The organism is Kaistella montana (assembly GCF_024436175.1).
Lineage (GTDB): Bacteria > Bacteroidota > Bacteroidia > Flavobacteriales > Weeksellaceae > Kaistella > Kaistella montana.
In genome coordinates this window covers 99,870-112,978 of the sequence record NZ_JANFQP010000002.1, presented here as the reverse complement: position 1 = coordinate 112,978, position 13,109 = coordinate 99,870, and the positions used below count along the sequence as shown (strand labels likewise).

Annotated in this window: 12 protein-coding genes and 4 tRNA genes; all 16 read left to right on the top strand. The window is 34.0% G+C overall.

All coding sequences use genetic code 11. The features are described from left to right. Positions 1-7: 7 nt before the first annotated feature. The 16 genes from NOV28_RS06675 (at position 8) to rplL (ending at position 12,854) form a co-directional block, all read left to right on the top strand. A tRNA-Tyr gene (locus NOV28_RS06675) sits at positions 8-90 on the top strand. 76 nt (positions 91-166) lie between these two features. Beyond that, positions 167-239 (top strand) — tRNA-Gly (locus NOV28_RS06670). 52 nt (positions 240-291) lie between these two features. After that, positions 292-363: transfer RNA gene (locus tag NOV28_RS06665), tRNA-Thr, on the top strand. 71 nt (positions 364-434) lie between these two features. Further along, entirely contained in the window at positions 435-1,115 is a 681-nt protein-coding gene (locus NOV28_RS06660; protein WP_255928914.1) for a response regulator transcription factor, read from the top strand. Between the two features lie 3 nt (positions 1,116-1,118). Next, entirely contained in the window at positions 1,119-2,483 is a 1,365-nt protein-coding gene (locus NOV28_RS06655) for a HAMP domain-containing sensor histidine kinase (protein ID WP_255928912.1), read from the top strand. A gap of 77 nt (positions 2,484-2,560) precedes the next feature. Next, positions 2,561-3,805 (top strand): TolC family protein, encoded by a 1,245-nt coding sequence (locus tag NOV28_RS06650; RefSeq protein WP_255928910.1) that lies wholly within the window; start codon positions 2,561-2,563, stop codon positions 3,803-3,805. Continuing rightward, positions 3,805-4,899 carry an efflux RND transporter periplasmic adaptor subunit gene (locus NOV28_RS06645; RefSeq protein ID WP_255928908.1) on the top strand — a complete coding sequence of 365 codons (1,095 nt, stop codon included), beginning with the start codon at positions 3,805-3,807 and terminating at the stop codon, positions 4,897-4,899. Before NOV28_RS06650 ends, NOV28_RS06645 begins: the two co-directional genes overlap by 1 nt. 50 nt (positions 4,900-4,949) lie before the next feature. Continuing rightward, a complete protein-coding gene (locus NOV28_RS06640) occupies positions 4,950-8,048 on the top strand; it encodes an efflux RND transporter permease subunit (RefSeq protein WP_255928906.1) in 3,099 nt (1,032 codons plus the stop codon). A gap of 261 nt (positions 8,049-8,309) precedes the next feature. Then, positions 8,310-9,497, top strand: a complete 1,188-nt coding sequence (tuf, locus tag NOV28_RS06635) for an elongation factor Tu (RefSeq protein WP_255928904.1) — start codon at positions 8,310-8,312, stop codon at positions 9,495-9,497. A gap of 55 nt (positions 9,498-9,552) precedes the next feature. Beyond that, a tRNA-Trp gene (locus NOV28_RS06630) sits at positions 9,553-9,623 on the top strand. 13 nt (positions 9,624-9,636) lie between these two features. Beyond that, on the top strand, positions 9,637-9,840 hold the full coding sequence (secE, locus tag NOV28_RS06625) for a preprotein translocase subunit SecE (protein ID WP_255928902.1): 204 nt from the start codon (positions 9,637-9,639) through the stop codon (positions 9,838-9,840). 14 nt (positions 9,841-9,854) lie between these two features. Beyond that, the gene (gene nusG / locus NOV28_RS06620; protein WP_255928900.1) at positions 9,855-10,397 is read left to right on the top strand and encodes a transcription termination/antitermination protein NusG; all 543 of its coding nucleotides are present in this window, start codon (positions 9,855-9,857) and stop codon (positions 10,395-10,397) included. Between the two features lie 283 nt (positions 10,398-10,680). Further along, a complete protein-coding gene (gene rplK, locus NOV28_RS06615; protein WP_031501375.1) occupies positions 10,681-11,124 on the top strand; it encodes a 50S ribosomal protein L11 in 444 nt (147 codons plus the stop codon). Between the two features lie 11 nt (positions 11,125-11,135). Beyond that, positions 11,136-11,828, top strand: a complete 693-nt coding sequence (gene rplA, locus NOV28_RS06610; RefSeq protein ID WP_123248721.1) for a 50S ribosomal protein L1 — start codon at positions 11,136-11,138, stop codon at positions 11,826-11,828. Between the two features lie 13 nt (positions 11,829-11,841). Next, positions 11,842-12,435, top strand: coding sequence for a 50S ribosomal protein L10 (gene rplJ / locus NOV28_RS06605; protein WP_255928894.1), 594 nt, complete (start codon positions 11,842-11,844; stop codon positions 12,433-12,435). A 53-nt stretch (positions 12,436-12,488) separates the two neighbouring features. Continuing rightward, the gene (rplL, locus tag NOV28_RS06600; protein WP_255928892.1) at positions 12,489-12,854 is read left to right on the top strand and encodes a 50S ribosomal protein L7/L12; all 366 of its coding nucleotides are present in this window, start codon (positions 12,489-12,491) and stop codon (positions 12,852-12,854) included. The last annotated feature ends 255 nt before the right edge of the window (positions 12,855-13,109 follow it).

Sequence of the window (13,109 nt, the reverse complement as noted above, 5' to 3'; positions counted from 1 at the left end):
AGATTTTGGGGAGATTCCAGAGTGGCCAAATGGATCAGACTGTAACTCTGCTGTCTTACGACTTCGCAGGTTCGAATCCTGCTCTCCCCACTTTTTTTACAAAAATATTTGCAGGTTCAAAAAAAAGTTTTAAATTTGCAAACCGTTTGCCAACAAACACAAAAATGCGGAAGTAGCTCAGTTGGTAGAGCGTCAGCCTTCCAAGCTGAATGTCGCGAGTTCGACCCTCGTCTTCCGCTCAAAGAAAAAATCACAACCAACAACAGGCTTGTGATTTTTTTTTAAGTTTTTGCCGACTTAGCTCAGGGGTAGAGCGCTTCCTTGGTAAGGAAGAGGTCGTGAGTTCAAATCTCATAGTTGGCTCTGAAGGAAATCTCTCAAGCTATTTGAGAGATTTTTTTATTTCTTAATTTCGTTGAATAAATATTTATATTATGAAAATTCTCTTACTAGAAGATGACCTTATACTTTCTGCGGAACTAGGAAAATTTCTTGAAAATAATGACTATGAGTGTAAAAGAGTGTATGATGGTGATGTTTTTATGAGAGAAATTAAAGCGAACCAGTATGATTTTTACCTTTTGGACATTAATGTTCCTAAAATTAATGGTCTAGATGTTTGTGAGAAAATAAGAAGTGTAGATCAGGATACTCCCATTATTATGATATCTGCCTATGGTGACATTTCTGATAAAAAAGATGCTTTTAGCAGATTGGCAGATGATTATTTGGTAAAACCGTTTCAGTTTGAGGAATTGCTGATGAGAATGGAAGCTCTTAAAAGAAGGAAACATCTTACAGAATCTCCCTCAGAAATTATTATTATAGATGATTTAGTAATAGATAAAACAGAGCAAAAAGTTTCTAGAGCGGGTAAAGAAATTAATCTTACCGTAAAAGAATATCAGCTTTTATTGCTCTTGGCAGAGACTCCTAAAAGAATTTTTTCTAAACAACAGATTTCTGAGCAAGTTTGGGACATTAATTTTTCTACCAATACGAATACAATAGAGGTTTACATTAATTTCTTAAGGAAAAAAATAGATAAAGAATTTGATACAAAATTGATACACACTCGTCCTGGATTTGGTTATTATATAAAATCTGAGCAATAATTCATGAATTTAAAAACCAGAATAGCCCTTAACCTAAGTATTGCATTTTCTATTATTATGGGAATTGTGATGACGGTAATCTATATTTCTTTTGCTAATTTCAGAAAAGCAGAATTCAAAGAAAATCTGGAACATAGTGCTGTAGTAACCGCTAATTATATTTCTAAACTACCTCAGAAAGTATTAAATAATGATGATAAAACGGTAGATGATATCAATAATGATGAAGATGATTTTTTGATTAAAGAAAAAATTCTGGTCTTTAATAATGAGAAAAACCTTATTTTTTCTAATGTGCTAGACGAAAGATTGGTTTGGGATAATTCTCATCTGAATAATCTAGACAAGAAAAAAAAGATTTTTTGGATTAATGATTATCAAGAAAATATTGGGATTAAAACGAAAATTAGAGGAGATTTTTTTTACATACTCACTTCTGCGGAAGATGTAAATGGCAATCCAAAACTTAATTTTTTAAAAATTTTGTTGATTTCTATTTTTATTACAAGTCTTGCATTTATTTGGGTTTTCAGTTTTTATTTTATGAAAAAGCAATTGAAACCACTAGATGATTTCAAAGACAAAATTACAGATGTTACTTCTCATCAATTAACCATTCAGTTGCCAGAGCAGAAATCTGATAACGAAATTAATGTGCTGATAAAAGCCTTTAATACAATGATGAAAAGGCTGAACGAAGCTTTTTTGGCTCAAAAAGAATTTACTACCAGCGCTTCTCATGAGATTAAAACTCCGCTTACCAGAATGTCTTTTCAGTTAGAAAATTTGTCTAATCTTACTAAAGAAGAGAAATCTAAAGATTATATAAATTCTATTCAGAACGAAGTCTTTCAGCTTTCAGATACCGTAAATTCACTTTTAATTCTTTCTAAAGTAGAAGAAGGACATGATGTACACTTCGAAAATGTGAGAATGGATGAGGTTATTTTTGATGCTTTTAGCAAAGTCAAAAAGAATTTTAAAGAATTTGAAATGGATTTTGAAATCAAAGAACAAAGCGCAGATGGAGATTTAACAGTTAAAGGAATCAAATCCTTATTAGAAATTGTATTCATTAATCTTCTAAAAAATGTATGTCTCTATTCTTATGAACCAAAAGCCAAGGTAGAAATCTCTGAAACTGATGACGAGATTGTGGTAAAAGTAATAAATGAAGGCGAAGTACTTTCGGAAAAAGATCAAATAAAAATTTTCGAAGCTTTCCGAAGAGGGAAGAACTCTCAGAATATTTCAGGTTCTGGGTTGGGGCTTAGGATTTCAAAAAGGATTATGGATTTTCACCACGGCGAAATATTTTATACTTCGGATAAAAACCATAATATTTTCACTATTAATTTTCCAATTTAAGATTTTAAGTGCTTTTTAATTTTTTTTAAAGTAGGTTTTAATTCTCATAACTGATTTTTGTGGCATAAAAATTAGTTATGAGAATTAAAATTTTAATGTTTTTTTTTGGCAGTTCCATTGGTGTTTTTGCCCAGAAGAATATGTCATTGCGGCAATGTGAAGAAGCTTTTAGGAATAACAATTTACAATTATTGGCAGAACAGTATAATATTTCGCAGGCAGATGCAGATATTATTCAGGCAAAAATCTGGGATTTACCACAAATTTCTTTTACTGGAAATGCATATAATCCTGAAGATAGAAGGACTATTGATATTCGGCATTCTAAAGATGTAGAAATACAGCAGCTCTTTGTGCTAGGTGGAAAAAGAAAGAAAGAAGTTGAGTTTGCAAAAACTAACAAAGAATTGGCTCAGCTTCAATACAACCAATTATTGGTAGATTTGCGTTCGCAGATTAGACAGACGTACTATTCTCTCTACTATGATGGTAGAAAAATTCTTAGAATAGACAATCAACTCAGTTTTTTAAATGATTTATTAAAAGCGTATAAAACGCAAACTGCTAAAGGAAATATCTCTTTGAAGGATGAAGTGCGCTTGCAAACTTTAGTTTTAGGTTTAAATAGAGATAAAACAGAGGTTACTAATAGTATTTTGGCATCTCAGAATGCTCTTAGAATTCTTACAGGTATTAATGAGAATATCTTACCAGATTTATCTGTAGAAGAGGCAAAAGATTTATTAGATGATGTTCCGCTAATTTCTCTAAATGATTTACAAAAAAGAGCAGAACAGAATAATGCCGAATACCAATTTGCGCTTAAAACAATAGAAAGTAGTAAAGCATATTACAACTGGCAAAAATCACTCAATACGCCAGACTTAACCGCAGGATTACAGTATAGCCAGTTGGGAGGTTCGTTTAAAAATGAACTTAATTTTACGATAGGGATTCCTATACCACTTTGGAAACAAAACAAAGGAAATATACAGAAAGCCCAATTTATTTCAGAACAAAGCCAAAAAAACGCTGAATTCAAAAAAAATGAACTCTATAACCAAGTTGCTCTGGCGTATCAAACTTGGGAAAATCAATATAATCAATTAATGAGCATTACTCCGAAAGATTTAGATAATCTGGAAGTGGTGTATAAAGGTATGCAAGACAATTTCAGAAAAGGAAATGTTTCTCTTATAGAATTTACAGATTTTTCGGACAGTTATAACGAAAGCGTTTTGCAAATGAACGAAATGAAAAAGCAAATTATGATTTCCGCAGAAGAACTCAATCGTTTAAATCAAACTCAAATTTTTAAATAATGAATACATACAAATATATAGGATTAGCCATCGTAACTACCATTTTTTTTTGTGGTTGTAATAAAGATAAAATAGAAGACAAATTGCCTATACAAAAAGGATTTGTTATAAGCAATGAAATGATGAAGACGACCACTGTAGAAAAAGTGCAAAATGATTTTGTGGAAACAGAAATGAGTTTTTATGGCAAAATATCTGCGGATAAAAATCAGTATATAGATATCTATCCTTTGGTTGGTGGTAATGTAATGTCTGTAAATGTAGAGTTGGGAGATTATGTACATAAAGGTCAAGTGTTGGCAACCATTCGTTCTACTGAAGTAGCAGGATTTCAAAAAGATTTAAGTGATGCCAGAACCGAAGTGGCGGTAGCCGAAAATAATCTAAGAGTAGCACAAGATTTATATTCCGGAAAGCTCAATACAGAAAAAGATGTACTAGAAGCTAAAAGCCAACTTCAGAAAGCGAATGATGAACTAAGAAGAAGCCAATCTGTAAACCAAGTTTATAATATTAAAAACGGAAATATTTACAGTGTAATAGCTCCAATATCGGGTTACATTGTTCAAAAAAACATCAATAAAGACATGCAGTTGAGAAGTGACCGAAGTGATAATATTTTTGATGTAGCCAATACTACCAATGTATGGGCAATTGTAAATATTAACGAGAGTGATATTAATAAAGTTTCTCTAGGGATGAAAGCTAAGGTTTCTACATTAGCAAATCCTTCCAGAATTTTTACCGGAACTATTGATAAAATTTTTAAAATTATAGATCCAGAAACCAATGCTATGCAAGCAAGAGTAGTACTAGAAAATGCTACCGGACAGCTTATACCAGAAAGCAAAGCAACTATTAAAATTCTTAAAACTGAAAATACTAGGGCAATATCTATTCCAAAAGAGGCATTGATTTTTGATGATAACAGGTATTTTGTAGTGGTTTTTAAGTCTCAAAGCAATGTAAAAATACAGGAAGTAAAACTAGACAAAGAAACAGGTAGTAGAGCATATATTTCAGAAGGTTTGCGCCAAGGTGACCAAGTGATTACCAATAATCAGTTGTTTATTTACAGAGCATTAAGCGAATAATAATGATTGGGTTTTTTCTATCATCAATAATTACTCATTAAATATAATCTATGAATAAATTTATTAAAAATATTATTGCATTCTCCATCAAAAACAAAGCGTTTACGTTTTTTTGGGTTGGGATTTTAGCAATTGCAGGATTTGTTAGTTTTAAAAATATGCCTATTGATGCATTTCCAGATGTTACCAATACACAGATTGTCATCATTACGCAATGGAACGGAAGAAGCGCCGAAGAAGTAGAGCGCTTTGTAACTACGCCTATAGAATTGTCTATGAGCTCTGTACAAAAGAAAACATCAGTAAGAAGTACCACTATGTTTGGACTTTCTATTATTAAAATTATTTTTGATGATGGAGTAGATGATACTTTTGCAAGAATTCAGGTAAATAATCAACTGAGAACAGTTTCTTTACCAGAAGGTGCAGAACCAGATGTACAACCACCATACGGTCCTACAGGAGAAATTTATAGGTATGTACTTAAAAGTCCTAAAAGAGATTCTAGAGAATTACTTACTTTACAAAATTGGGTAGTAGATAGAGCATTGCGCGGAGTACCTGGCGTAGCAGATATTAATGTTTTTGGCGGTCAGGATAAAATTTTTGAGTTAAGTATAGACCCCAGAAAATTAGATACATTTAGTTTAACAACATCTGAGGTTTATGATGCGGTTTCTAAAAGCAATCTAAATGTAGGAGGAGACGTTATCGAAAAAAGTGGTCAGTCTTATGTAGTAAGAGGTATTGGTCTGCTGAAGTCTATTCAAGATATAGAAAATGTAGTCATTAAAAATGATAATGGAAATCCTGTTTTGGTAAAAAATGTTGCCAATGTGCACGAAGGTTCTATGTCTAGAGTAGGACAGGCTGCTTACAATAATGGCAAAGATGATGTGGAAGGAATTGTTGTAATGCGTAAAGGTGAAAATCCTGAAGAAGTAATAAAATTAGTTAAAGACAAAATAGAAGAACTCAATACTAAAATTCTACCAAAAGATGTACAGTTAGAAACATTTTATAATAGAGAAACCTTGATGGATTTTACCACCAAAACAGTAATGCATAATTTGCTAGAAGGTATTATTTTGGTTACCGTTGTGGTATTTCTGTTTATGGCAGATTGGCGAACCACCGTAATCGTCTCTATTATTATTCCATTGTCATTACTTTTTGCATTTTTATGCCTCAAAATGGCAGGTATGAGCGCCAATTTACTTTCGCTAGGTGCAGTAGATTTTGGGATAATCATAGACGGAGCTGTAGTGATGGTAGAAGGCGTTTTTGTGATGCTAGACCAAAAAGCGCATAAATATGGGATGGAGCGATTCAATAAAATGGCTAAAGCTGGCTGGATTAAAAACACAGGTACAGGGCTGGGAAAAGCAATTTTCTTCTCAAAAATGATTATCATTACATCATTACTTCCCATTTTTGCTTTTCAGAAAGTAGAGGGAAAAATGTTTTCGCCTTTAGCTTATACTCTTGGTTTTGCATTAATGGGAGCTTTAATTTTTACTTTAACCTTAGTGCCGGTTCTCAGTCATCTTTTGCTCAATAAAAATGTGAGAGAAAAACACAATGTTTTTGTTATCTTTTGGGATAAACTCGTAGAGAAAGGTTTTATGCTTACTTTCAGAAACAAAAAAATGAGTCTGATGGTAGCGTTAGGATTGTTGGTAACTACTTTATTTTCTGCTACCTTTTTAGGAACAGAATTTTTACCTCAATTAAATGAAGGCTCTCTTTGGATTACCGCAGAAATGCCTATGAGTACGAGTTTAAATCAAAGTTTAAAAACAGCTGATAAACTGAAACAAGAAATATTGAAATTTCAGGAAGTAACAGGAGTTATTGCCCAAACTGGTAGAAGTAATGATGGTACAGATCCTAATGGTTTCGGATTCGTGCAATTTGCAGTGAATTTGAAGCCAAAAGAAGAATGGTCAAGGAAAATTTCTATGGAAAAATTAATTGATGAAATAGATCATAAATTAAAGCAATACCAAGGGATTACATATAATTACTCTCAGCCTATCTCTGATAATGTGGCAGAAGCAGTGGCTGGTTTCAAGGCAGAAAATGGGATTAAAATCTATGGAGACAATCTAAATACATTAGATAAATACGCCAAACAGGTTTTAGCTGCTATCAAAGAGGTTCCAGGAGTTAAAGAACCTGGTATTATCAAAAATATTGGTCAGCCAGAAGAAACAGTGATTCTAGATAGAGATAAAATGGCAATGTATAATGTTTCTCTTACAGATGCGCAATCGGTCTTAGAAACTGCTTTCGGAGGAAAAACAGCATCTACTTTGTATGAAGGAGAAAGAAAATTTGACATCAGGATTCGGTATGAACAAGAATATCGAAAAGACGAACAAGATTTGGAAAGGTTAATGGTGCCTACCCAAGACGGAACCTTAATTCCGTTAAAAGAAATTAGTGAAATTCGCCAAGAAAATGGAGCGGCATTTATCTACCGAGATGGTATTAAAAGATATATTGGGATTAAATTCTCTATCAGAGATCGTGATTTGGGAAGCACAATTGCTGAAGCACAAAAAAATGTAGATAAAATAAAACTTCCAGATGGTTATTCTTTCGGGTGGACTGGTCAGTTCGAAAACCAACAAAGAGCTACCAAAAGGTTGGGGCAAGTAGTTCCTGTGAGTTTATTGGGTATTTTTCTTCTCCTTTTTATCCTTTTTGGTAACATAAAAGATTCTCTTTTGGTATTAGCCAATGTTCCATTTGCGTTAATCGGAGGAATTATTGCCTTGCATCTTACAGGGATGAATTTTGGAATTTCTGCGGGAGTAGGTTTTATTGCGTTATTTGGAATTTGTATTCAAAACGGAGTTATCTTGCTTTCAGAGTTTCATCAAAATATTAAATCTGGAATGGATGTAGCCAAAGGAATTTTTGAAGGAGTAAGAGTAAGAACTCGCCCAGTAGTAATGACCGCTTTGATGGCGTCTATAGGATTGTTACCAGCAGCAATCTCTAGCGGAATTGGTTCAGAATCCCAAAAACCATTAGCCATTGTGATTATAGGAGGTCTGGTAACTGCCACCATTCTTACATTGCTTATATTCCCAATTATTTTTTGGATTTTCAATAGAACAAAGAATGAGGAATTAAGTTAAAAACTAATTAGATTTGTTACTAAAAAATATTCAGATGCTTTTAGGGTGATTTTTTGTTAAACTTGTCTAAAAAAGAAATATAAATTTCGTAAACGAAAATAAATTCATAAATTTGTACCCTCAAAAAACAAATAATATCATAGTGTCAAATAGATTGAAGCTGAATATTGATTTTTTTTGAAAAAAAATTTCCAATATTCAAAAAATCACTATATTTGCGCACTGAAAATTTTAATAAATAATTAAATAAATAATTAAATCATGGCAAAGGAAACGTTTAATCGTAACAAACCACACTTGAACATTGGTACCATCGGTCACGTAGACCATGGTAAAACTACACTTACTGCTGCAATCAGTAAAGTATTATCTGACAAAGGATTCGGTACTGCAAGAGATTTCTCTTCAATCGACTCTGCACCAGAAGAAAAAGAAAGAGGTATTACTATCAACACTGCTCACATCGAATATGAAACTGAAAACAGACACTACGCTCACGTAGACTGTCCAGGTCACGCCGATTATGTAAAAAACATGGTTACTGGTGCTGCACAAATGGACGGAGCTATCTTAGTAGTAGCTGCGACTGACGGACCAATGCCTCAAACTAGAGAGCACATCCTTCTTTGTCGTCAGGTAAACGTACCAAGAGTATTGGTATTCATGAACAAAGTGGATATGGTAGATGATCCAGAATTGTTAGAATTAGTAGAACTTGAAGTTAGAGATCTTCTTTCTTCTTATGAATATGATGGTGATAACTCTCCAGTTATTCAAGGTTCAGCTCTAGGTGCTCTTAATGGAGATGCTAAATGGGTTGCTACTGTAGAAGAATTAATGAACGCTGTTGATACTTGGATCGAACTTCCAGTAAGAGATCAAGATAAACCATTCTTGATGCCAATCGAAGACGTATTCTCTATTACAGGTAGAGGTACTGTAGCAACTGGTAGAATCGAGGCTGGTGTTATCAACACTGGAGATCCTGTTGATATCGTAGGTATGGGTGATGAAAAATTAACATCAACTGTAACTGGGGTAGAGATGTTTAGAAAGATCCTTGATAGAGGTGAAGCTGGTGATAACGTAGGTATCTTGTTGAGAGGTATTGAAAAAACCGACATCAAAAGAGGTATGGTAATTGCGAAAGCAGGTTCTGTAACTCCACACAAAAAATTCAAAGCTGAGGTTTACGTTCTTTCAAAAGAAGAAGGTGGTCGTCACACTCCATTCCACAACAAATATCGTCCTCAGTTCTACGTAAGAACTACTGACGTTACAGGTGAAATCTTCTTACCAGAAGGTGTAGAAATGGTAATGCCAGGTGATAACTTAACTATTACTGTAGAATTGTTACAACCAATCGCTCTTAACGTAGGTCTTAGATTTGCGATCAGAGAAGGTGGTAGAACAGTTGGTGCAGGTCAGGTAACTGAAATCTTAGATTAATTTCTAAATAAATAATAAAGTTCCGTAGGGAAACTTACGGAACTTTTTTTAATCTACGGGCATCGTCCAATGGTAGGATACCGGTCTCCAAAACCGTTGATCAGGGTTCGAATCCTTGTGCCCGTGCAAATAATAGATAATGAGCTTAGTTGATTTTTTTAAAGGTTCTTATACCGAATTTAAAGATAAAGTAGAATGGCCAAAGTGGCCAGATCTGCAATCTTCCACTATTGTAGTTACTATTGCTACTGTAATTTTAGCTTTGTTTACATTTGGAGTAGATTCATTATTTAGTAAATCTATCGCCAACTTGTTAACGATATTTATCAACCTGTTCAATTAAAATTATTTTCCAAAATGAGTGACTTGAAATGGTATGTTCTGAAATCCATCAGCGGACAGGAAAATAAGGTGAAAACCTATATTGAGAATGAAATGAAGCGACTTGGTTTCGAAGCTTACGTAACCCAAGTGGTCATTCCAATGGAGAAAGTGATCCAAATGAGAAACGGGAAGAAGGTTCCGAAAGAAAAGCCTTATTACCCAGGTTACTTAATGGTAGAAGCTAATTTGATGGGAGAAATTCCTCACATTATCAAAAATATTCCAGGTGTAATTTCTTTTTTAAGTTTAACCAAAGGCGGAGATCCTGTTCCAATGCGTAAAGCAGAAGTAAACAGAATGCTTGGTAGAATGGATGAACTTTCAGAATTTGCTGTTGATATTGAAATTCCATTCATTGTTGGAGACAGCGTGAAAGTTACGGATGGACCTTTCAATGGTTTCAACGGAACTGTAGAGAAAATTCATGAAGACAAAAAGAAAATTGAAGTTTCAGTAATGATTTTCGGTAGAAAAACACCAATGGAATTGAGCTTTATGCAAGTAGAAAAGGTATAAAGAACTTATAAATATATTAAAAAGACTGTTCAGAAGAGCAGTCTTTTTATTTGGCAAAATTCTAACTATGGAAGCCTCCTGTTCTAGTGTTGATGCGGTTTTATGAATATGAGTAAATATTTTTTGTAATTCATTGCTAAAAATCAATAGATTACACTTGCAGAATCAAAATTAATTCTTAATTTTGCAGTCCGAAATATAAACTCTGTAGGTGAGAATCAGAGTTTATATAGAATAATAAATGCTTCCACATTCATTATTTACTAATTTTTAAAACAAAAAAATGGCTAAAAAAGTCTTTAAAATGGTTAAACTCCAGGTAAAAGGAGGGGCAGCAAACCCTTCTCCACCAGTTGGACCAGCACTAGGTTCTGCCGGTGTGAACATCATGGAGTTTTGTAAACAATTTAACGGAAGAACGCAAGACAAGCCTGGGCAAGTTTTACCTGTAGTTATTACAGTGTACGAAGACAAATCTTTTGAATTCGTTATTAAAACTCCTCCAGCTGCGATCCAATTATTAGAAGCTTCTAAAGTGAAGAAAGGTTCAGGTGAACCTAACAGAGCGAAAGTAGGAGCCGTTACTTGGGCACAAGTACAAAAAATCGCAGAAGATAAAATGACAGATCTTAACTGTTTTACGTTAGACTCTGCGATGACTATGATCGCAGGTACTGCAAGATCTATGGGATTGAGAGTAACAGGAACTAAACCAACTAACGCTTAAAACTAGTAGAAATGGCAAAATTAACAAAAAAGCAAAAAGAAGCTTTAAGCAAAATAGAAAAAAACAAAATTTACAGCCTTGACGAAGCTTCTGCTTTGGTAAAAGAAGTAAACTTTGCAAAATTTGACGCTTCTGTAGATATCGCAGTTAGATTGGGTGTTGATCCAAGAAAAGCTAACCAAATGGTAAGAGGTGTAGTATCTCTTCCTCACGGTACCGGTAAAGATGTAAAAGTTTTAGCGCTTGTAACTCCTGATAAGGAAGCAGAAGCAAAAGAAGCTGGTGCAGATTACGTAGGTCTTGATGAATACTTACAGAAAATTAAAGATGGCTGGACTGATGTTGACGTAATCGTTACCATGCCGGCTGTAATGGGAAAACTAGGTCCATTAGGTAGAGTATTAGGTCCAAGAGGATTGATGCCAAACCCTAAATCAGGAACTGTTACCATGGAAATCGGTAAAGCTGTAACAGAAGTGAAAGCTGGTAAAATCGATTTCAAAGTAGACAAATACGGTATTATCCACGCTGGTATTGGTAAAGTATCTTTCGATGCTGCTAAAATTAAAGAGAACGCTCAGGAATTGGTGCAGACTTTATTGAAACTAAAACCAACTGCAGCTAAAGGTACTTATGTAAAAAGTATTTACTTATCTTCTACCATGAGTCCGGGTATTGCAATTGATACTAAATCTGTAAACTAAAATCTGTAAGACAATGACAAAAGAAGATAAAGTATTAGTAATACAAGAAATAAAAGAGATGTTACAAGACGCGAAAGTGGTTTATGTAGCAAATCTTGAAGGAATGAATGCTGCGTCGACTTCAGATTTCAGAAGACAAGCGTTTAAACAAAACATTACACTTAAAGTTGTAAAAAATACATTGTTGCAGAAAGCAATGGAACAAATCGAAGGAGTAGATTACTCTGAAATGTTCCCAACTTTCAAAGGAAATACAGCGGTAATGGTAGCTGATACAGCTAACGCACCAGCTAAATTGATCCAGGGCTTCAGAAAAAAAGCTGAATTTCCTGCTTTGAAATCTGCTTTCTTACAAGAAACTTTCTACATCGGTGATGAAAACTTAGGCACTCTTGCTAACATCAAGTCAAGAGAAGAAATGATCGGAGAAATCATCGGATTACTTCAATCACCAATCAGAAACGTACTTTCTGCTATTCAAAACAAACCGGAAACTGTTGAGGCAAAAGCCGAAGAAGCAGCTCCAGTTGCTGAAGAAACCAAAGTAGAAGAAACCGCTGCTCCAGAAGCTAGCGCTGAAGCTACTGACGCACCTAGTGCAGAGTAATTAGACTCAAAAAAAATCAAAATAAATCGTTCAACAAATTAAAACATTACAAAATGTCAGATTTAAAAAATTTAGCTGAAACGCTAGTAAACTTAACCGTAAAAGACGTAAATGAATTAGCTGCTATCCTTAAGGATGAGTACGGAATCGAGCCAGCTGCTGCTGCTGTAGTTGTTGCTGCAGGTGGTGGTGAAGCTGCTGAAGAAAAAACAGAATTCGACGTAATCCTTAAATCAGCAGGTGCTTCTAAATTAGCTGTTGTTAAATTAGTAAAAGATTTAACTGGTGCTGGTCTTAAAGAAGCTAAAGATATGGTAGATGGTGCTCCTGCTCCTATCAAAACTGGTGTTTCTAAAGACGAAGCTGAAGCTTTGAAAAAACAATTAGAAGAAGCTGGTGCAGAAGTAGAATTGAAATAATTCACTTTTTCATAATAAAAAAACCTCACCTTTTGGTGGGGTTTTTTGTTTTATAATATAAAATCTCTTCATTTAAATAGTTTTTTTTGTAATATTCAGAATACAAAATACTTTCTATTTCATTTAATCAATAATAATAGGTGATAATTTTGTGTTGCTTAACTCATCGATAATTCGTACATTTGCACTCCTTTTGGCGCTAACCATTGTACATAAATTACTAAAATATTGTAAATCAGCTCTTTCTGTTTTCTG

Coding starts and splice junctions, on each gene's coding strand:
- NOV28_RS06660 (WP_255928914.1), top strand. CDS start 435: ATGAAAATTCTCTTACTAGAAGATGACCTTATACTTTCTGCGGAACTA.
- NOV28_RS06655 (WP_255928912.1), top strand. CDS start 1,119: ATGAATTTAAAAACCAGAATAGCCCTTAACCTAAGTATTGCATTTTCT.
- NOV28_RS06650 (WP_255928910.1), top strand. CDS start 2,561: ATGAGAATTAAAATTTTAATGTTTTTTTTTGGCAGTTCCATTGGTGTT.
- NOV28_RS06645 (WP_255928908.1), top strand. CDS start 3,805: ATGAATACATACAAATATATAGGATTAGCCATCGTAACTACCATTTTT.
- NOV28_RS06640 (WP_255928906.1), top strand. CDS start 4,950: ATGAATAAATTTATTAAAAATATTATTGCATTCTCCATCAAAAACAAA.
- tuf (WP_255928904.1), top strand. CDS start 8,310: ATGGCAAAGGAAACGTTTAATCGTAACAAACCACACTTGAACATTGGT.
- secE (WP_255928902.1), top strand. CDS start 9,637: ATGAGCTTAGTTGATTTTTTTAAAGGTTCTTATACCGAATTTAAAGAT.
- nusG (WP_255928900.1), top strand. CDS start 9,855: ATGAGTGACTTGAAATGGTATGTTCTGAAATCCATCAGCGGACAGGAA.
- rplK (WP_031501375.1), top strand. CDS start 10,681: ATGGCTAAAAAAGTCTTTAAAATGGTTAAACTCCAGGTAAAAGGAGGG.
- rplA (WP_123248721.1), top strand. CDS start 11,136: ATGGCAAAATTAACAAAAAAGCAAAAAGAAGCTTTAAGCAAAATAGAA.
- rplJ (WP_255928894.1), top strand. CDS start 11,842: ATGACAAAAGAAGATAAAGTATTAGTAATACAAGAAATAAAAGAGATG.
- rplL (WP_255928892.1), top strand. CDS start 12,489: ATGTCAGATTTAAAAAATTTAGCTGAAACGCTAGTAAACTTAACCGTA.